The following is a 19,376-nucleotide window of genomic DNA, read 5'->3' as shown; positions in this document are numbered from 1 at the left end:
GCAAGTGAAACCGAACCCATTTGTAAGCAAATGGCATGCCACTAAATGCGCCTTCGCCAGCGGTGTCTCACCTTCATTCCGGCCGATACAGGCTCAGAGCGCGGCCGCCAGCGTCGGCCCGGTTTCGATATGCGGAATCGCCTCGACCAATTTGCGCGTGTAGTCGGTCTTCGGATTGTCGAACAACGCCCGGCTCTCGCCTTGCTCCACGATGCCGCCATTGCGCAGCACGATGGTGCGGTCGCAGAGCATGCGCACCACGTTGAGATCGTGGCTGACGAACAGCAGCGCGATGTCGTTCTCGCGCCGCAGGCGGTCGAGCAGCTGCAGCACTACGGCCTGCACGGAGACGTCGAGCGCGGCGGTCGGCTCGTCCAGCACCAGCAGCCGCGGCCGGCAGGCGATCGCGCGAGCGATGCCGACGCGGGCCTTCTGCCCGCCGGAGAGCTGATGCGGAAACCGCGGCAACAGATCGAGCGGCAATCCCACGCGCTCTGCGCATTCTTCCACCCGCTGGCGCAGCGCCTCACCCGTGCGCATTCTGTCGAGCCGCATCAAGGGATGGGCAATACAATCGAACGCCGTGAAGCGCGGGTTGAGGCTCTCGTTCGGATCCTGAAAGACCATCTGGATGTCTTTACGCAATGGCGAGCGGTGAAAATCGCGCGACGCCACGTGCCCGATCGACTGCCCGTCGAATACGATGTCGCCTTCGCTCGGGTCGATCAGGCGGCAGATCATGCGCGAGGTCGTGCTCTTGCCGGAACCGGACTCGCCGACCAGACCGACGCTCTCGCCGCCGGCCATCGTCATGGAGAAGTCGGTAACCGCCGCAGAGCCCTGGTCGAAGCGCTTTGCCAGCTTTCGCACTTCCAAAAGCGGCGGCGTGCCGTGCGCGAGCGCCGGGCGTGGCTTGCCGAGAACGGCTGCGTAACGCTCTCTCTCCTCCTCCGTCACGAGGTCTTCGATCCGTGACGTCGCCGTCGGCGATGCCGCAACCAGGCGCCTTGTATAGCCGTGCTGCGGCACGCTGAAGAGAGTGCCGGGGCTCGCCTCCTCGACGATGCGGCCGCGCTCCATCACGGCGATGCGGCGGCAATAGCGCGCTGCGAGGCCGAGGTCATGCGTGATCAGGATCGTCGCCATACCTCGCGCGGCGGCGATGTCCGCGAGCAGATCCATCACCACCTTCTGGGTGGTGACGTCGAGCCCGGTGGTCGGCTCGTCGGCAATCAGCAGCGCGGGATTGCAGGAGATCGCAATCGCGATCATGACGCGTTGGCACATGCCGCCGGAGAGCTCGTGCGGATAGGCGTCCATCCGCGCCTCGGGATCGCGGATCTGGACGGCGCGCAGCAAGTCCAGCGCCTCGGCGCGCGCGGCGTCCTTCGAGATACGCTTGTGGGTGAGGATCGCGTCCGCGATCTGCAGTCCGATCGCGCGGATCGGATTGAGCGCCGCCCGCGGGTTCTGGAAGATCATCGACATCGCTGCGCCCTGCAGCTGTCGCAGATCATCGCCCCGGAGCTTCGTCACGTCCTGCCCGCGGAACAGGATCTTGCCGCCGGTGACGCGCCCGGCCGCATCGAGCAGCCGCGTCGTCGCAAAGCCGGTGACCGACTTGCCGGAACCGCTCTCGCCGACGAGGCCCAGCATCTCACCGGCCTTGACCGTGAGCGTCACGCCGCGCACGGCCTCGACCATTCCGCGCCGCGTCGAGAACGCGACATGGAGGTCGTCGATCCTGAGCAGTTCCTCGCTCATGTGCGCATCCGGGGATCGAGAATGTCCCGCATCCCGTCGCCGAGGAGGTTGAAGCACAGCACCGCCAGCATCAGCGCAAGGCCCGGAAAGGCCACCAGCCACCACCGCCCCGTCGAGATGAAGCGCGCGCCTTCCGCGACCATGATGCCCCATTCCGGCGTCGGCGGCTTGACGCCGAGACCGATGAAGGACAGGCCCGCAGCATTGAGAATGGCCCAGCCGAGATTGAGCGAGATCTGCACCGCCATCGCCGGCAGGATGTTCGGCAGCAGGAAGCGCAGCACCACCGAGAAATGGCTCTCGCCGCAGGCGCGCGCGGCCTCGACCCAGCCGACGTTGCGCCGGACGTTCACTTCGGCGCGCGCGAAGCGGATGTAGAAGGGAAGATTGATGATCGCGGTGGCGATCACGATGTTCTCGATCCGGTTGCCCAGAGCCGCGACCATCGCCATTGCCAGCACGAACAACGGAAACGCCATCATCACGTCGACGAAACGGCCGACGGCACGATCGAGCCGCCCGCTCGCATAGCCGCAGAACGCGCCGACGACGGCCCCGATCACGAAGGAGATGCCGACCGCGGAGACTGCGATGGCAAGGTCGAGCCGCGCGGCAATGATGAGACGGCTGAACACGTCGCGCCCGAGCTGGTCGGTACCGGCAATGTGCGCCGCGCTCGGCGGCAGCAAGGCCTCCGAGACATTGGAGACCACGGGATCATAGGGCACGATCCAGGGCCCGAAGATCGCGACCAGGACGAACAGCATCACTCCGGCCGCGGCCACCGCCGTCAGCGGATTGCCGCGCAGGATCCAGACCGAATGGCGAAGTGTGGCGCTGGTCATTCGATCGACACCCTGGGATCGGCGATGCCGTAGCAGATATCGACCACGAGGTTGACCAGCACGAACAGGCTGGCCATCAGCAGCACGAAGCCCTGCACCGGCGCATAGTCGGAGGACAGCAGCGCATCGAGCGCATAGGAGGCCACGCCCGGCCAGGAGAACACCTTCTCCACCAGCACGTTGGCGCCCAGCATGGTCGAGAACACGATGCCGGCGATGGTGATGACGGGAAGGATCGCGTTGCGCAGCGCGTAGGTCACGACCACCTTGCGCCAGGACAATCCGACCGAGCGCGCGGTGCGCACGAAATCGCTGCCGAGCGACACCAGCATCGAGGCGCGCGTGATCCGCGCCAGCGGCGCGATCACGAACAGCGCCATGCTCGCCGCCGGCAGGACCAGCTGCTTGCAGGCCGCCCACCAGCCGTCGAAGTCTCCGGCGAGCAGGAAATCGACGGAGAGGAAACCGGTGCGTTGTGGCGGCAGCGAGGTGAAGACGTCGATCCGCCCGGTGGGATCAGGCGCAAGCCCGAGCAGATAATAGAAGACGTAGATCAAGAGCAGGCCCGAGACGAAGGTCGGCACGCAGACGCCGAGCGCGCAGAACAGCCGCACGCCGTGATCGACGACCGATCCCGGCCGAAGCGCCGCCACCACACCGAGCGGCACCGCCGCGATCAGCGCAATCAGGAGCGCGGTGAAGGTGAGCTCCAGCGAGGCCGGCAATCGCTCGCGCAGGTCCTTCAGCACCGGCTGGCCGGTCATCATGGAGCGGCCGAGATTGCCGTGGCCGATGTCGGAGAGATAGAACACGAGCTGCTCCGGCACCGACTTGTTGAGCCCCATCTGCTTGCGGATCTGCTCGATCTCCTCCTTGCCGGCATTGGGCCCCGAGGCGAAGAACACCGCGGGGTCCCCGGGCAGGACGCGCATCAAGAGAAAGGTGAAGACCAGCACACCGAACAGCGCCGGCAGCGACGACAGCAACCGCCTGCCCGCCCGCGCCATTGTTGCACCAAGACCAGTCATCACCATTCAGCGTCCCTGCTGGCCGCGGATGTCACTTGCGGCTGACATCGCGATAATCGACCTGGCGATGGAACTCGTAGGTGTAGCCTTCGATCGACGACGCCATCACCGCGTCCTGATTGGGCTGCCACAGCATGATCTGCGGCATCAGGTCGAAATGCATCGCGTTGAGCTTGCGGCCGGCTTCCTCATACTTGGCCTTATCCGGCTCGAAGCGCGCCTCCTGCGCAATCGCTGCAAGGTCCGGGTTGTTGATCGAGCTGTAATTCCAGCGCTGATTGCCGGTGTAGAAGTTGCGGTAGAAATAGTCGGTCGACGGCAGCCAGGCGACGATACCCTCGGTGAAGAAGGGCAGCTTCTTCTCGTTGATCTGCGTCGACATCTGCGCATCCGGCAGCTTCTGAATGTCGACCTTGATGCCGATCTTGGCAAGCGACTCCTTGACGAGGGCGGCCATCGGCTCCGCGGTCGACGACTGGCCGACATTGAAGCTGAACGTGGTCGAAAAGCCTTCCGGAAGTCCCGCGGCCTTCAGATACTCCCTGGCCTTGTCGAGATCCATCTTCACCGGCTGCTGGAACGGATAGATGCCGTTCAGCGGCTTGCCGTCCGGCCAGGTCACACCGAACAGCGGCGCGCCGCGGCCGAACAGAGCGGCTTTGAACATGTCGTCATAGGGCAGCGCATAAGCGATGGCGCGGCGCACATTCACATTGTCGAAGGGCGGCATCTGGTTGTTCATCGAGACGTAGGTGATCGCATTGTACTGCGGCGTCGAGATCACCTTGAGCTTGCCCTTTGCCTCCAGCGACTGCACATCGCTGGCCTGCAGATCGACCACGAGATCGGCATCGCCACGCTCGACCAGATTGGCACGGGTCGCCGGCTCCGGCACCGACTGCACGATCACGCGCTTGAAGAACGCGGGCTTGTTGGCCGAGCCGCGGTTCCAGTTCTCGTCCCGCTTGAGGATCACCTGCTCGCCCGGTTTGAAGGTCTCGACCACATAGGCACCGCTGCCGGCGGTATGCTCCTTGAGCCAGGCGGTCGCCCACGGATCGTCCGGTGTCGCGTGCGCCTTGGCGAGCTTCGAGTTGATGATCATGGGATAGACGGTCGCAAGGTTCGGCAGCGCGAGCTTGTCGGGCTTGGGCAGCGTCACTTCGATGGTGAGTGGATCGATCACCTTGAACTGGTCGGCCGAGGTCAGCGAGCCCGTCAGCAGCTGCGCCTTGCCGAGGATCGGCGCGGTGACGCAGCGGTCGAGCGACCATTTGACGTCCTCGGCGGTGACGGGCGAGCCATCCTGGAATTTTGCATCCTTGCGCAGGCGGAAGGTGAGCTTCAGGCCGTCGGGGCTGACGTCGTAGGATTCAGCGAGCTCGCCGGTGATCGTGCCGAGATCGAACACCCATTTGCCGTTGAGCTGCTTGCGGCCGAACGCGACCAGCCGGTCATAGGTGCTCATGCTCAAAGCGAAGGATTCGCGGGTCGAGCCGGGAATGTTGGGATCGAGCGTGTTGACGGATGCGCCGGTCACGTAGCGCAATGTCTCTGCCCTGGTTTGCGCTTGCGACGGCGCATTGGCGATGAGCAACAGCGCAGTGGTAGCGAGGACTGAGGTCGCCAGCCTGAAAGACACAAAACGCATTGGTTTTTCCCTGAATTTCGAACGAGAACGCCAGCAAGGCAGGTTCAGAAAGAAGCAAGTTGCGCGCCAGTCTGATGGGACGTTTCTAGGGATGCTTCATCGCGGCGGCGCATGGATGATCACAGCGATTCCCCCATTTTTCGCGCCGGCCGCGTGACCACGGCCTGCGGCACGTCGTAGGCGCTGAGCGAAGCCCAGTGCCGTTCAATGTCAGCGCGGAACAGGCCGCGCGTCAGGCCGTGAACGAGCTTTGGAACGGCGGTCGTCATCGCATTGATCGACGATCCCGACGGACCGAAGCTCATGGTGGAGGCGATGGCGAAGAGATGGATGTCGGAGATCCACGGCGTCTTTCCCGGCACGCGCTCGGTGAAGGCGTAGTCATCGGCAAGATAGGGAAAGCGGCCGAGCCGTTCGTTGCGCTCGTCCTCGGGCGGCTGGTAGCGGTCGGCCCAGGTGGCGATGTTGTCGGCGAATCTTGCGAGCTCGCCGCGGCCGGCGAAATTCATGTCGATGCCGGTGCCGCAGATAACGAAATCGGCGGTGATGGCGCCGCGCGGCGTTTGGAGTTCAACGCCTTTGCCGGTCTCGCGCGCGGCTTCGACCGGCGCGCCTTCGTGCAGTGTGAAATTGGCGTGACGCGCGCAGCGGTCATAGGTCGGTTGCGGAAATCCCTCGCGCATCTCGAGGATCTTGCGCATGAAGCGCCAGCGCCAGGCATCGTCGAGATCGCTGAGGTGGCGCAGGAAGCCGCGAAACGTCAGCCAACGATAGGGCTGGATCACCTGGATCTGCGCGCGGCGGCACAGCAGGTGCACTTCGGCGGCCTCCGCCTCCAGCGCGGTCGCCGCATTGTCAAAGGCGGATGCGCCGGCACCGATCACGGCGATGCGCTTGCCGCGCAGGCTTGCGAAGTCGATGTCGTCGACAACGGTCGCGACTGAGCTTGCCGGCAGATGCGCTAGCTGCTCGGGGATCATCCAATCGCCCATGCCCTCCTGCCCCGTCGCCAGCACGATCTTGCGCGCATGCAGCGTCTCGACCCCTTCGGCACGCTTCACGCGCGCGGCGAGCAGGCCGTCGGCCGCCGGCGCAATCTCCAGCAGCTCGCAAGCATTGCGCACCGGCAAGCCGATCGTGCGCCGCAGCCAGAGCAGGTACTCGGCCCAATGGCCGCGTTCGATCAGGCCGAGCTGCTGCCAGCTGTCCTTGCCGAAGCGGGCTTCGTGCCAGGACTGGTAGGTCAGGCTCGGGATGTCGAGATCCGGGCCGGTGTAGTCCTTCGGGCTGCGCAGCGTCGGCATGCGGGCATAGGTGAGCCACGGCCCCTCCTTCCCCTCCTCGGCCTTGTCGAGCAGCAGGATGTTGCTGACGCGCGAGCGCATCAGGCCGAAGCCGATGGCGATGCCGGACTGGCCCGCGCCGACGATGAGGACGTCCAGCGCCGGCTGGCCGTCGGGCCCCGTCTTCGGTTCGAGCCACACGGCGCCGGGATGCGCGATCATTGCCAGATCGGCGCGAATATCGGCTTCGAGCTGGGTGAGCGCCTCACTCATGCCGCGAGCCAGCCTCCGTCGACCACCATCACGGTGCCGGTCGTAAACGAGGAGGCATCGCTGGCGAGATGCAGCGCGGTCTGTGCGACCTCTTCTGCCTGGCCGAACCGCTTCATGGCGTGGCGGTTACGCGAGGCCTCACGTACTTGCTCTGAATTAGCGTGACGGGCAAAGCTGCGGCGAAGCATTGGCGTGTCGATCGCACCCGGCGCGATGGCGTTGACGCGGATGCCGTCGGTGGCGAAGTCCACCGCCATGGTGCGGGTGAGGCTGACGATTGCCCCCTTGGCGGCGATGTAAGCGCTGTTGCCCTTACCGCCGGCAATGGCGAGCTGCGATGCCAGCGTGATGATCGAGCCACTGTTCTGCCGCTGCATCTGCGGCACCGCGGCCCGCGCCCACAGCCAGGTGCCGCCGACATTGGCGCGGAACACCACGTCCCAGTCGTCCAGGCTCGTCGTCAGCACGGTGCCGCCGCAGGAGAAGCCGGCGGCGGTCATCAGGATATCGAGCCGGCCGTGCCGCGCCACGACATCGCCGACGACGGTCTCGGCGAATGCGGCTTCGCCGACGTCGCCGACATGCGTCGTTGCTTCGCCGACCAGGCTCAGCGTTTCCTCAAGGCCAGGAGCATCGCGATCGACCAGCGCAAGACGCGCGCCCTCCTCCGCAAACAGTTTTGCGCTGGCGCGGCCGATGCCCGAGCCCGCTCCGGTGATGATGGCCGTGCGCCCCTGCAGCCGCATGTCAGATCCCCTCCTTGTGCTGCATCCACCAGGCGCTCATCGCGGCGGCCGACTCCGCGCAGCCGAACCGGGCACGCCAGCCGAACTCGTCGGCCATCCGCGCAACCGACATCGGCGCCCGATCCCCGCCGTGGAGCTTGATGAAGGTCTTCTCTCCGGGAGACGCGAGCCGACACTCCAGCCCGGGATGCAGCGCCGCAAACGCCTCGCCCCATTGCAGCGCCGACCAGGCCACGCCACTGGAGATATTGTAGAGCCGATGGCGCGGCCGCTCGGCTTCGATCAGCACCGCCACCGCTTCGGCAGCGTCGGGCGCATAGGTCCAGTCCTTTATCCCAGGGGCCGGCATGATCGCCGGCTCGCCACGGGCGAACGCCGCCAGGATCTGGAACTGGAGGCTCGGCGTATCGCGTACCGCGCCGGCCCGCTCCCACGGACCGAACACCGCACTCAGCCGCACGCTCAGGAAATCGCCGCCAAAGAGCGCGGCATGGCGCGCTACCGAACGTTCCGAGGTGAACTTGCTGATGGCGTAGAACGAGATGGGATCGCAGGGCGTTTCCTCGTCGAGGATTTGATGACGCTGGCCCGCCGCGCCATAGGCCGACGCCGACGAGAGATTGATGACGCGGCGAACGCCATGACGGATCGCCGCGAGCAGGATCGGGATCTGCGCCATGACATTGATTTCGAGAACGCGCGCGGTCGATGCCCGCTCAAGCTCATCCCCGGCGGTGACCGCCGCGCCCAGCACGATCGCATCGCAGCCCCTTGCGATAAGGGCATCGATGACTTCTGCGTCGGTGATGTCGCCCTGCACGGGATTGAGCCGTGTGCCGTAGTCGGCAAGAGATCGCTGCGCGGAAAACGGCAGCGGGGCACGGTCATACAGCGTCACCTCGTGTCCGCGCGCGAGCAGCACCTCTGCGAGATTGAGGCCGACAAAGCCGGTGCCGCCGAAGATGACGACCTTCATCGCGCGCGATCCACCGTCACAGCAGCTTTGCTCCAAAATTCCGTTCCGGATCCATGTCGGCGACGAGCCGGCCGGTCGGCTTCGCCGCCTCGCCGCCGCTGCGCGCCAGGAATTTTCCGCTGCCCGCGCTCGCGAGACACTTGTTGCCCTCGATGATTACGCGGCCGCGCGAGAGCACCGACACCGGCCAGCCCTTCAGCTTGCGGCCCGAGAACGGCGTGTAGCCGGCGAGATCGTGCATCATCTCGTCGGCGATGGTGACCTCGCGGTTCGGATCCCAGATCGCGATATCGGCGTCGGCCCCGACTGCGATCGAGCCCTTGCGCGGATGCAGGTTGTAGATCTTGGCCGGCGCGGTCGCGGTCAGCTCGACGAATTTTTCCAGGCCCAGCCGGCCCTTCGACACCATCGCGTCGAACAGCAGCGGCAGCCGCAGCTCCAGCCCCGGCAAGCCGTTCGCGACCTGCTTGAAATTCGGATTGGGTCCGGCGCGCAGCTTGCCGGTCTCGTCATAGCGATACGGGGCATGATCCGACGAGATGGTCTGAAGATCGCCGAGCGAGAGCGCCTGCCACAGTGCCTCCTGGTCCGAATGCGTGCGCGGCGGCGGGCTGCACATCCATTTGGCGCCTTCGGCGCCGGGCTTGTCGAGATCGCCTGCCGTGAGGAACAGATATTGCGGACAGGTCTCGGCGAAGACCTTGAGCCCCTGCCCGCGCGAGTCGCGGATCACCTTGGCGCCCTCGGCGGTCGAGACATGGAAGATCATGATCGGTTGGTCGATCAGCGCCGCCATGCCGATCAGTCGGGTAAAGGCTTCCGCCTCCGACACGCGGGCGTGGCTGACGGCGTGGTATTTCGGCATGGTGTAGCCGCGTGCGAGCAGCCGCTTCACCATCCAGGCAATGATGCCGTGGTTCTCGGCATGAGCGCACAGCATGGCGCCGGACTGGCGCGCGGCGAGGAGGATGTCGAGCAGCGGCTCGTCGTCGACCTTGAGCCGGTCGTAGGTCATGAAGATCTTGATCGAGGCATGGCCCTGCTTCACCAGCGCGGGAATGTGCTCCTCGACCGTCTCCCTGGTCGCATCCGCAATGATCATGTGGAAGGCATAGTCGATCACCGCGCCCTTCTTCGCCAGAGCGTGATAATCCTCGACGACCTGCGGCAGCTTCATGCCGACATGCTGGGCGGCGAACGGGATCACCGTGGTGGTGCCGCCGAAGGCCGCGGAGACGGTCGCGCTCTCGAAAGTGTCGGCGTTCATGATGCCGGCGGCCGACAGCTGCTCGATATGAGCGTGGCTGTCGACGCCGCCGGGCAGCACCAGCTTGCCGCGCGCATCGATCTCGCGCTTGGCTACGGGAAGCCCGCGGCCGATGGCCGCGATGGTCTCACCCGAGACGGCGACGTCGGCCTCGAAGACGTCGGTGGTGGTGGCGACGCGGCCGCCGCGGATGATCAGGTCGTAAGCGGGTTCAGTCATGCGGCACTCCGTGATAGGCTCAAGGCACGTACTCGTAATTTCGCAGGAAGACCATCATGTCCCGGCCGCGCATTCTCGTCATCAACCCGAACTCCAACCACAAGGTCACGCAAGGGCTGGAGGATGCGCTGAAGCCGCTCGACTTCGAGGGCGGGCCGGAGGTGGTCTGCCAGACGCTCGTCGACGGTCCGTTCGGCATCGAAAGCCAGGCGGATGTCGATAGCGTTGCGATGCCGCTGCGAAAGCTCGTCGAAAGCGACAACAGCACGGCCGCCTTCGTCATCGCCTGCTACAGCGATCCCGGGCTTCAGGTCTGCCGCGAAGGCACCGACCGCCCCGTGTTCGGCATCGCCGAGTGCGGCGTACTGACAGCGCTTTCCCGCGCCGAGACCTTCGGCGTCATCGCGATTGCCCAGCGCTCGATCCCCCGACACATGCGCTATCTCAGGCAGATGGGCCTGACCGACCGCCTCGCCGGCGAGCGGCCGCTGAACATGAGCGTCGCCGAGACCGCCTCGGGCGAAGGCACGCTGGCGAAAATGATCGAGATCGGCCGCGCGCTGCGCGACGAGGACGGCGCCCGCGCCATCGTGATGGGCTGCGCCGGCATGGCACGCCACCGCCGCCCGCTCGAAGATGCACTGCGTATTCCCGTGATCGACCCGACACAGGCGGCCGTCACCATGGCGCTCGGTACGGTGCAGTTCTCGGCTCACTAGGCGTCCTTCAGCTCTTTGGCGTCCTGCCGCGCGAGCCATTGCGCATGGCTCTCGCGGACAAGCGCAAACGTGTCCCGCTGGGTGGTGTAGAGATTGCCGAACATGCGGCCGATCGGCCGGTAGGCGTCGAGATCGACATACATGTTGGCGGTATTGACGAGGCCCTCGCGGGCGTGAACCCGCAAGACCTCGCCGACCAGCAGCTCGCGATCCGGCGAGAAGTTCAGCACGACATGGCGCCGGCATTCCAGCGCAAACGGCGCAGCCGCAAGGCGGGGCACCTTCACATCGACCGAGGGAAGCGTCGCAAGCCCGGTCGCGGCGACCTCGCTGTCACCTGAGGGAAAATCGACCGCGCAATCGTTCATCGCTACCGACAGCGCCTCATCCACCATGTGCACGACGAACTCGCCGTCGCGATGGATGTTGCGGGTGGTGTCCTTCGGCGAGTGATCGGGCTTGTGCTGCAGCCCGAGCACGATCAGCGGGGGGCTTTCCGAGAACACGTTGAAGAAGCTGAACGGCGCGGCATTGACCGCTCCGTTCTCGTCCAGCGTCGTCACCAGCGCGATCGGCCGCGGCACCACCACGCCGCAGAGCAGCTTGTAGCGATCGCGCGGATCCAGCTCACGAAGTGATATGCCTTTGTCCGCCATCGGTATCACTTCTCCGGTGGCGGCACCGCGCCGGTGCGGCTGGTGATCAGGCCGTAATGCTCGATGCGGCGATGGCGAGCGAAATCGAAGATCGTGGTCTTTCCGAAGGTGGTGGCGTCGAGATCGCACGGGTGGACCAGAACCTCGTCGTCCTCAGTCTTGGCTTCGGCGACGATCTCGCCATTGGGATCGACGATCAGGCTGCCCCCGAACAAAGGGTGCCCGTCCTCGACGCCGGCCTTCGCCACCGCGACGACCCAGGTCGCATTCTGATAGGCGCCTGCCTGCACCGAGAGGCGGTTGTGAAACAGCCGCTTCTCGACGCCCTCTTCGCTCTTCTCCGCATTCACGGACGGCGTGTTGTAGCCGATCAGCACCATCTCGACGCCCTGCAGGCCCATGACGCGATAGGTCTCGGGCCAGCGGCGATCGTTGCAGATCGCCATGCCGATGATGCCGCCGAGCTCGCGCCAGACGTTGAATCCGAGATCGCCCGGCTCGAAATAGCGCTTCTCGAGGTGCTGGTGCGAGCGCTTGGTGTCGTATTCCACATGGCCCGGCAAATGGACCTTGCGATACTTGCCGACGATCTTGCCGGACTTGTCGGTGAGAACAGCGGTGTTGAAGTGATGGCCGTCCGGCGTCAGCTCCGCATAGCCGAAATTCATCGCCATCTGGTGCTGCGCCGCACGCTCGAACAGCGGCCTCGTCGCCGCGTTCGGCATCTCTCGTTCGAACCAGATGTCGAACTCGGAGCGGTCATCGACGTACCAGCGCGGGAAGAACGTCGTCAGCGCCAGCTCGGGATAGACGATCAGGTCGGCGCCCTTGCTCTTGGCTTCGTCCATCAGCGCGATCATGCGCTTGACCACGGCCTCGCGGCTGTCGGCCTTCTGGATCGGGCCCATCTGGGCGGCGGCGACATTGACGATACGCATCAGCGAATTCCTGGTGATCTCTCGGGGGAAGCGGCTTCAAGGATGTTCCGGCGCGCGCAGCATATCGCAGCCTCGCACCGCTTTTCCAGCCAAGCACCTTTCATGCCGTCCGCCCCCATTCGGCGTCCTGCAAAAGCCGCCAGTTGATCTTGTTGCTCGCGGTACGCGGCAGGGACTCGACGAAGACGACGGCGCGCGGCGCCTTGTAGCTTGCCATCGCGCCGCGCGCCCAGCCGACGATGTCGTCCGCCGACGTCGTCGCGCGCGCGGCTTCATCCAGCACCACCAGCGCCTTGACCGTCTCGCCGCGATAGCCGTCCGGCGCCGAGATGATGCAGCACTCCCGGATCGCGCGGTTCTGGTACATCGCCGCCTCGACCTCGGCCGGCCACACCTTGAAGCCGCTGACATTGATCATCCGCTTGAGGCGATCGACGGCGAAGAAATAGCCTTCGGCATCGCGGTAGCCGAGATCGCCCGTGCGCAGGAACCGCCTGCCATTGCGTTCGATGAAGGCTTCAGCATCCGCCTCCGGCCTGTTCCAGTAACCCTGCAGCACCTGCGGCCCGTGCACGACGATCTCGCCGACCACATTGTCTTCGAGCTCGATCAGGCTTTCGGGATCGATGACCCTGGCGTCAGTCTCCTGCACGGCGATGCCGAGGCACTGCCGCTTCGGCGCCGCCATCGGATTGAGGTGCGTCGGCGACATCGTCTCGGTCATGCCGTAGCCCTCGACGAAATTGAGGCCGAAACGACCCTTCAGCCGTTCGGCGACCGCAGTTGGCATCGCCGCGCCGCCGCCAGTCAGAACCTTGAGCTTGGCAAAGCATCTGTCGCGGAAGCTGGCGCTTGCGAGCACATCCACGATCATGGTCGGCGCGGCGTTCCAGAACGTCACGCCGTAGGTCTCGAACAGGTCCGGCAGCAGATCCTTGTCCCAGCGCGCCATCAGCAGCAGCGTGGCGCCGGTGACGATGGCGGCATTCATCGAACCCTGCATGCCCGCGACATGGAACAGCGGCATGAAGCCGGTCATCACGTCGCTGCCATCGAGCCCATACCAGCGGGCTTGCAACACCGCGGTGAACAGCGCGCTGCGATGGGTATGCATGCACGCCTTGGGCTTGCCTGTCGTGCCGGAGGTATAGGGCAGGATCATGAGATCGTCCGGACCCGCAGTCATTGCGCCGGGCCGCAAGCTTCGTGCGATCGCCGACGACCACGAATGCCAGCCCGGCGACGACGGCACCTCCGACGGCGCCTCGGTCACGCAGAGCGGCAACGTGTAGGGCGTGGCGGCTGGAACCTCGTCGCGATACTGCGCGACAATCGCATGCGTAATCACGTCGCCCGCCAGCGGCGCAAAAACATCATTCAGCTCGCTGCCGATGATCGCGACCCTGGCGCCGCCATCTGCGGCGAGATACGCGATCTCGATGGTCTTGTTCATGGGATTGACCGGCACGATCACGGCATCGGCCCGCATCACCGCATAATAGGCGATGACGTATTGCGGCGAGTTCTGCAGCGCGATCATGACGCGGTCGCCGCGCTTCACACCACAGACGCCTTGCAGGAAGCCGGCCATGGCATCGACCCGGTCGCGCAACTCGGCGTAGCTCACGCTCGCGCCGTAAAACACCGTCGCCGGATGCGAGGGACGTTCACGTGCAGCCCGCGCCAGCGCGTCGTAAAGCGTCCCTTCAGGCATCGCGAGATGCCAAGGCTCGTTCTCCGGCCAGGCCGGCGAGCGACGAGGTGCTGCGTGGTCGGCGCTCACCCATGCTCCTTGTCGGCGATGTCGAGGCCGTGGTCGAGCGCATCGAGCAGCAGCGCAGCTTCGCGCTCGGAGATCACCAGCGGCGGCGCCAGGAACAACGAGGTCTGCTCGCCGCTGGTGCCGATCACGGCGCCGGCCTCCAGCGCGCGCTCCGCGACGCGCGAGGCGATCGGCACCTCCGTGGTGTCGGCGTGCCATGTGCGCCAGTCCGGGCCGTAGAGCTCCACCGTCCAGTGCAGCCCCTGCCCGGCCACGCGCTGCACGCTCGGGTGCTTTTGCGCGATCGCGAGCAGGCGGCGGGTGAACAGCTTCTCCAGGTTTTGCACGTGCTCCAGAATCCTGTCGTCGGTGACGACCTTCAGGTAGGCGCTGACGGCGGCCATGCTGATCGGATGACCGCGCAGCGTGCCGTAATTCTGCCAGCTCGTGCCCTTGAGCCGCTCGACGATGTCTTTGGACACCACGACAGCGGCCACAGCTGCAGCACCGCCGCCGAGCGACTTTCCGAGCGTCACGATATCGGGACGGCTCTGCGCGCCCTGGAATGCGAACCAGCGCCCAGCACGGCCCGCGCCGGTGACGACCTCGTCCGCGATCCAGTACGAACCGGCCTCTCGCGCGCGCTTCGCCACTTCATCCTGATAGGCGCCGTCATAGTAGATGCCGCCCTGGGTGTAGTCGATGATCGTTGCCGCCGTGTCCGAGAGCAGGCGCGGGGCATCCGCCAGATATTCGCTCGGCGGGGTATTGTTGGTCGGCCCACCATAGATCGCGCCATCCGGCGCCGGCAGAATCCGCACCGGCGCCATCGGTGCCGGCAGCTTCGAGCCGCCCGAGTGGACCGCGAGTCCGCCGTGCCATTGCGGCTGCACCGTCATGCTGCGCGACAGGCCGGTGATGCCGTGATAGGCGCGCTCGCGCGTTGCCAATGCGGAGCGCTGCGTCAACGCCTGACAGAGCGACAGCGCCATGTCGTTGGCCTCGCTGCCGCTGATGCAGAAGCGCACCGCGCCGACCCAATCCTCCTCGCCTTTGAACGCGGTGCCGATCAGGTCGTCGGCGGCCTGCTCGCGGCCGACCCAGGTCCATCCCTCGTTCACGACAGGCGTATCCGCCGCGCGGCGGATCGCCTCCACCATCGCGGGATGGCGATGGCCGAGACCGCCGCCGGTGTTGCTGCCGTCGATCAGCTTGCGGCCATCCGACAGATGAAAGTAGACGCCCTCGCCGCCGACCACGGCCATCGGCGCGGCCTCGCCCGCATTCAATCCGGTTCGCAACAATCTGCTCATCGCGGGTCCCCTCACTTCGCCGCCGCGGCGCCGTAGCCGCCACCGCCACACATCTCGATCGTGACGAGATCGTCTTGCTGCAACACCAGGTTCGACTTGCCGTCGATCGCGACGTTGGCGCCCTGCCGGACCAGCGAGATGCGGCAGGCCTTGCCGGATTCGCCGCCCTGCATGCCCCAGGGCGCCATCACCATCCGTTCGATGCAGGTGGTCAGGTGCATCGATGGCGCGAGGATGCGGTAGGTGCGGACGGAGCCGTCACCGCCGCGATGCGCTCCCGCGCCGCCCGACTGCCGGCGGATGGCCTGCTGCTCGAGCCGGATCGCGTAGTTCGCCTCGATCACCTCGACCGGCGTGTTCGAGGTGTTGGACAGATGCACGCGGGTGGCAGAGATGCCGGCGCGATCGTGCCGCGCGCCTTCGCCGCCGCCATGGACCTCATACAGCATCTTCCACGAACCGTTCGGCCGCGGCTCGGCGAAGAACAGCACGCCCGCGGTGGTCGCCCCGCCAGCCGACAGGCGCTCGGGAATGGTGTCCTGCATGGCGCGGAAGATCGCATCGACGATGCGCATGGAGGTCTCGTGATTGCCGGCGGCAACGGACGCGGTCCAGCCCGGCTCGAGGATCGAGCCCGGGCGCGTGATGATGGTCAGAGGCCGCAGCGCGCCGGCGTTCTGCTGCATGTCGCGACCGCTCATGATGCGGGCAGCATAGGCCACCGCCGAGCGCGCCATGAACGGCGTCGTGTTGCAGAAATTGGAGACACGGTCACAGCTTCCGGAGAGGTCGAAGGTCGCCTCGTCGCCGCGAATGGTGATCTTCACATGGATGCGCGCCGGCGCGTTGTTCGCGCTGCCGTCATCGAGGTAGTCCTCGCCCTCATAGAGGCCGTCCGGCAGGTCGCGCAGTGCCTCGCGCATCTCGATTTCGGAGAGATCGTGCAGGCGCGATTGCGTCGCCGTGAAGACGGCCTTGCCGTGCTCGCGGCAGAGCTCGACGATGCGCTTCTCGCCGGCCTTGGTTGCCGCAATCTGGGCAAGAAGATCGCCCTCGCAGGATTCGGCATCGCGAACGTTGGCCTTGAGCAGCTGCACGATCGGCGTGTTGAGGCCGGCTGAGGTCGCGATCAGCACCGGCGGGATGCGCAGCGCCTCCTGGAACGTGTCGACGGCCTTGGCAAAGTAGCTGCCGGGCCAGGTGCCGCCGATATCAGGCCAGTGCGCGAGGCTGACCGCGAAGGCGACGATCTCGCCCTCGACGAAGACGGGCCGCACGACCTTGACGTCGTTGAGATGATTGCCGCCGAGCGCGCCGACATTGTAGATCACGACATCGCCATCGTTCAGGCTGTCGCGCGGCATCACCTTCAGCAGCTCGGGGATGGTGTAGGCCATCGCGCCGAGATGGATCGGAATGTCGCGGCCCTGCCCGACCAGGCCGCCATGGCCATCGGTGATCGCGGACGACAGGTCGCCGGCCTCGCGCAGCAGCGGCGAGCGCGCCGAGCGCGTCATCACCAGGCTCATCTCCTCGGCCGCCGCGGAGAGCCCGTGCCTGATGACCTCGACGACGAACGGATCGAGCTTCATGCCGCCCCCCGCGTCAGGAATAGATTGCCGGCGGTATCAGGCTTCGCTTGCCAACCCGGCGGCACAACCACCGTCGACCAGGCGTCTTCGATGATGGCCGGACCGTTGATGGTCTCTGTGAGCGAGGCGCGGTCGATAATCGCGGTTGCGATGTCATGGAAGCCATCGAACGAGCAGATGCGCGTGCCCGTAGACACCGCCCTGGCCGCTGTCGCGGGCCGATGGACGACCGTTGTCGACGGGCGACGCGCCTGCACCCGCACGGATTCGATGACGCAAGGCTCGCCGGTCGCATAGCCGAACAATTCGTGATGCCGCGTCAGGAAATCCTGCTTGAGCCTGGTGACATCGAGCGGCAGCGCGAAGGATACCGGAATGGCGTCGTTCTGCGCCGCATAGCGCATCAAGGCCACCAGCTCGACCTGGATCTCCGCCTTCGCAACGCCATTGGCGAGAAGCGGCGCCGAGGCGTCGGCAATCAAGGCCTCGATCCGCTCCGACACGCGCACGAGATCGATGCCGTCGAGGGCAGCGCGAAGAGTCTGTTGCTGCAGGAAGCTGAAATCGGCGGTGAGGCACCCCAGCGCCGAGAACGCACTCGAGGCGCTCGGCACGACCACCTCTGCTATACCGTAGAGATCGGCGAGACCGGCGGCATGCATCGGGCCGCCGCCGCCGAAGGCAAGCAGCGTGCAGTCGCGGCCGTCGATGCCGCGCTCGACCGTGACGCGGCGGAGCGCACGGGCCATGGTCGCGTTCGCGACCTTGATGATGCCGAGCGCTGTCTCTGTCAGGTTCAGCCCGAGCGCGTGCGCGATCGGTTCAATGACGCGCTTTGCGGCCCCGACATCGATCCCGATGCGCTCACCAAGCTTGGTCTCGGGATTGAGATAGCCGAGCACCGCATTGGCATCGGTAATCGTTGGCTCATGGCCGCCGCGGCCGTAGCAGGCCGGGCCCGGCTCGGAGCCGGCGCTCTCCGGCCCGACCGTGAGGCCGCCGGGACCGTTGCGCACGATCGATCCGCCGCCCGCGCCGATGGAATGAACCGCGAGCATCGGCTGGCGCAGCGGCTTGTCGCCAAGCATGCGGCCGTCGGTCATCTCGGCCTGGCCGTCGACGATCAGGCAGACGTCGGTCGTGGTGCCGCCCATGTCGAAGGTCAGCATGCGCGAGGCGCCGAGCTGGCGCGCGATGCTGACGGACGCGGAGACGCCGGCGGCAGGCCCCGACATCGCCATCACCAGCGGCCGCCGCTTCACCGCGGAAATCGGGATCATGGCGCCGGCGGAATGAAACACCTGCAGGCCGGGGCCGATCGGCAGCCGCTGCTCGAGCTCGCTGAGATATTCCACCGCGATCGGCATCGCGGCGGCGTTGAACACGGTCGCCGAGGTCCGCTCATATTCGCGTGCCTCTGGGTTGACCTCGTGCGAGAGCGAGACGTGAGCGACCACATCCTTGAGCCGCTCGCCCAGCATCTTTTCATGCACCGGATTGGCATAGGCGTGCAGCAGCGCCACCGCGACGCTCTGCACGCCGGTCTCTTTCAGCCACGCCACAAGGCGTTCGATCTCCGCTTCTTCCAGCGCCTTCAGCACCCGGCCCTCGTGATCGAGGCGCTCGGCAAGCCCGAAGCAGCGTTCGGGCGGAACCAGCGGCGGCGATTTCGGCGGAATGTCGAGCCGATAGAGGTCGCGGCGGCGATAGCGCGCGATCTCCAGCACGTCGGCAAAGCCTTCGGTCGCGACCAGCGCCACTTTCGGCAGCCGGTTCTCGACGATGGCGTTGGTCACGCGCGTGGTGCCATGGACGAAGCGCTTGACCTCGCTCTTGCGCAGGCCGACCGCCTCGATCGCCTCCAGCATCGCCTGAACCGGCGCGTCGGGGCGCGACGGAACTTTTGCGATCCGGGCCTCCGCGGAATCGCGCCGGATGGCGATGATGTCGGTGAAGGTGCCGCCGATGTCGGTGCCGACCTCCCAGTGATTTTCGAAAGCGCTCATGTCTGGGGGTCAGCTACGCGTGACGTCCGAACCGGACGCCGGGTGCTTCCCGTCCATCGCCACCTCGAATGCCGAACCGAGAGCGCTCATCATGCATCCCCTGTCATGCCACCATGAGCGAGCGTGCGACAGAGCGATGGGCGCGGGATAGGGCCAGAGTTGTCGCAAACCACTAGACCAGTGCGCGACCTCAGCCGCGCGCCGCCCCATCTGCTGCACGTTTTGGTGCAGCGCTGCCCGCGCTGACGGCACGCGAGCAGAGACCGCGCCACGCGGCAAACGTGCAGTGCACCACGGATTTCTCCGCGCAAATCGCGATGTCCGCTGCACTGCAATCC

The 19,376-nt window shown here is 66.0% G+C and carries 15 protein-coding genes; 1 reads left to right on the top strand and 14 read right to left on the bottom strand.

Annotated features, from left to right (window positions below; translation table 11 throughout):
- Positions 1-93: 93 nt before the first annotated feature.
- From nikE to hydA, 8 genes are all read right to left on the bottom strand, one after another.
- The gene (nikE, locus tag JQ566_RS03710; protein WP_212370133.1) at positions 94-1,764 is read right to left on the bottom strand and encodes a nickel ABC transporter ATP-binding protein NikE; all 1,671 of its coding nucleotides are present in this window, start codon (positions 1,762-1,764) and stop codon (positions 94-96) included.
- Complete coding sequence (locus JQ566_RS03705; RefSeq protein ID WP_212370130.1) at positions 1,761-2,609, bottom strand: ABC transporter permease; 849 nt, start codon at positions 2,607-2,609, stop codon at positions 1,761-1,763. Before JQ566_RS03705 ends, nikE begins: the two co-directional genes overlap by 4 nt.
- Complete coding sequence (locus JQ566_RS03700; protein WP_212371472.1) at positions 2,606-3,640, bottom strand: ABC transporter permease; 1,035 nt, start codon at positions 3,638-3,640, stop codon at positions 2,606-2,608. The genes JQ566_RS03705 and JQ566_RS03700 overlap by 4 nt, the downstream gene beginning before the upstream one ends.
- 28 nt (positions 3,641-3,668) lie before the next feature.
- Positions 3,669-5,288 carry an ABC transporter substrate-binding protein gene (locus JQ566_RS03695; RefSeq protein WP_212370129.1) on the bottom strand — a complete coding sequence of 540 codons (1,620 nt, stop codon included), beginning with the start codon at positions 5,286-5,288 and terminating at the stop codon, positions 3,669-3,671.
- A gap of 119 nt (positions 5,289-5,407) precedes the next feature.
- A complete protein-coding gene (locus JQ566_RS03690; protein ID WP_212370127.1) occupies positions 5,408-6,844 on the bottom strand; it encodes an NAD(P)-binding domain-containing protein in 1,437 nt (478 codons plus the stop codon).
- Positions 6,841-7,590, bottom strand: coding sequence for an SDR family oxidoreductase (locus JQ566_RS03685; RefSeq protein ID WP_212370125.1), 750 nt, complete (start codon positions 7,588-7,590; stop codon positions 6,841-6,843). Before JQ566_RS03685 ends, JQ566_RS03690 begins: the two co-directional genes overlap by 4 nt.
- Before the next feature lies 1 nt (position 7,591).
- The gene (locus tag JQ566_RS03680; protein WP_212370123.1) at positions 7,592-8,566 is read right to left on the bottom strand and encodes an NAD-dependent epimerase/dehydratase family protein; all 975 of its coding nucleotides are present in this window, start codon (positions 8,564-8,566) and stop codon (positions 7,592-7,594) included.
- 16 nt (positions 8,567-8,582) lie between these two features.
- Positions 8,583-10,052, bottom strand: coding sequence for a dihydropyrimidinase (gene hydA / locus JQ566_RS03675; RefSeq protein ID WP_212370121.1), 1,470 nt, complete (start codon positions 10,050-10,052; stop codon positions 8,583-8,585).
- Positions 10,053-10,108: 56 nt separating this feature from the next.
- Between hydA and JQ566_RS03670 the strand changes: the two genes are divergently transcribed.
- A complete protein-coding gene (locus tag JQ566_RS03670) occupies positions 10,109-10,771 on the top strand; it encodes an aspartate/glutamate racemase family protein (protein ID WP_212370119.1) in 663 nt (220 codons plus the stop codon).
- Here JQ566_RS03670 and JQ566_RS03665 read toward each other — a convergent pair.
- The 6 genes from JQ566_RS03665 to JQ566_RS03640 form a co-directional block, all read right to left on the bottom strand.
- Positions 10,768-11,427 (bottom strand): flavin reductase family protein, encoded by a 660-nt coding sequence (locus tag JQ566_RS03665; RefSeq protein WP_212370110.1) that lies wholly within the window; start codon positions 11,425-11,427, stop codon positions 10,768-10,770. The genes JQ566_RS03670 and JQ566_RS03665 overlap by 4 nt on opposite strands.
- A 5-nt stretch (positions 11,428-11,432) precedes the next feature.
- Positions 11,433-12,365, bottom strand: a complete 933-nt coding sequence (locus tag JQ566_RS03660) for an N-carbamoyl-D-amino-acid hydrolase (RefSeq protein WP_212370108.1) — start codon at positions 12,363-12,365, stop codon at positions 11,433-11,435.
- 100 nt (positions 12,366-12,465) lie between these two features.
- Entirely contained in the window at positions 12,466-14,148 is a 1,683-nt protein-coding gene (locus JQ566_RS03655) for a long-chain-fatty-acid--CoA ligase (protein WP_212370106.1), read from the bottom strand.
- Positions 14,145-15,440: an aminotransferase class III-fold pyridoxal phosphate-dependent enzyme gene (locus tag JQ566_RS03650; protein WP_212370104.1), complete on the bottom strand. Its 1,296-nt coding sequence runs from the start codon at positions 15,438-15,440 to the stop codon at positions 14,145-14,147. Before JQ566_RS03650 ends, JQ566_RS03655 begins: the two co-directional genes overlap by 4 nt.
- Positions 15,441-15,451: 11 nt before the next feature.
- Complete coding sequence (locus tag JQ566_RS03645; RefSeq protein ID WP_212370102.1) at positions 15,452-17,032, bottom strand: hydantoinase B/oxoprolinase family protein; 1,581 nt, start codon at positions 17,030-17,032, stop codon at positions 15,452-15,454.
- Positions 17,029-19,038, bottom strand: a complete 2,010-nt coding sequence (locus tag JQ566_RS03640) for a hydantoinase/oxoprolinase family protein (RefSeq protein ID WP_212370100.1) — start codon at positions 19,036-19,038, stop codon at positions 17,029-17,031. The genes JQ566_RS03645 and JQ566_RS03640 overlap by 4 nt, the downstream gene beginning before the upstream one ends.
- Positions 19,039-19,376 lie beyond the last annotated feature (338 nt).

The sequence above is a fragment of the Bradyrhizobium sp. SZCCT0231 genome (assembly GCF_018130245.1).
Classification (GTDB): domain Bacteria; phylum Pseudomonadota; class Alphaproteobacteria; order Rhizobiales; family Xanthobacteraceae; genus Bradyrhizobium; species Bradyrhizobium japonicum_F.
This window is presented reverse-complemented; position numbering and strand designations above follow the sequence as displayed.

Coding starts and splice junctions, on each gene's coding strand:
- JQ566_RS03665 (WP_212370110.1), bottom strand. CDS start 11,427: ATGGCGGACAAAGGCATATCACTTCGTGAGCTGGATCCGCGCGATCGC.
- JQ566_RS03670 (WP_212370119.1), top strand. CDS start 10,109: ATGTCCCGGCCGCGCATTCTCGTCATCAACCCGAACTCCAACCACAAG.
- JQ566_RS03690 (WP_212370127.1), bottom strand. CDS start 6,844: ATGAGTGAGGCGCTCACCCAGCTCGAAGCCGATATTCGCGCCGATCTG.
- JQ566_RS03695 (WP_212370129.1), bottom strand. CDS start 5,288: ATGCGTTTTGTGTCTTTCAGGCTGGCGACCTCAGTCCTCGCTACCACT.
- JQ566_RS03680 (WP_212370123.1), bottom strand. CDS start 8,566: ATGAAGGTCGTCATCTTCGGCGGCACCGGCTTTGTCGGCCTCAATCTC.
- JQ566_RS03650 (WP_212370104.1), bottom strand. CDS start 15,440: ATGAGCAGATTGTTGCGAACCGGATTGAATGCGGGCGAGGCCGCGCCG.
- JQ566_RS03660 (WP_212370108.1), bottom strand. CDS start 12,365: ATGCGTATCGTCAATGTCGCCGCCGCCCAGATGGGCCCGATCCAGAAG.
- JQ566_RS03645 (WP_212370102.1), bottom strand. CDS start 17,032: ATGAAGCTCGATCCGTTCGTCGTCGAGGTCATCAGGCACGGGCTCTCC.
- JQ566_RS03705 (WP_212370130.1), bottom strand. CDS start 2,609: ATGACCAGCGCCACACTTCGCCATTCGGTCTGGATCCTGCGCGGCAAT.
- JQ566_RS03685 (WP_212370125.1), bottom strand. CDS start 7,590: ATGCGGCTGCAGGGGCGCACGGCCATCATCACCGGAGCGGGCTCGGGC.
- nikE (WP_212370133.1), bottom strand. CDS start 1,764: ATGAGCGAGGAACTGCTCAGGATCGACGACCTCCATGTCGCGTTCTCG.
- JQ566_RS03640 (WP_212370100.1), bottom strand. CDS start 19,038: ATGAGCGCTTTCGAAAATCACTGGGAGGTCGGCACCGACATCGGCGGC.
- hydA (WP_212370121.1), bottom strand. CDS start 10,052: ATGACTGAACCCGCTTACGACCTGATCATCCGCGGCGGCCGCGTCGCC.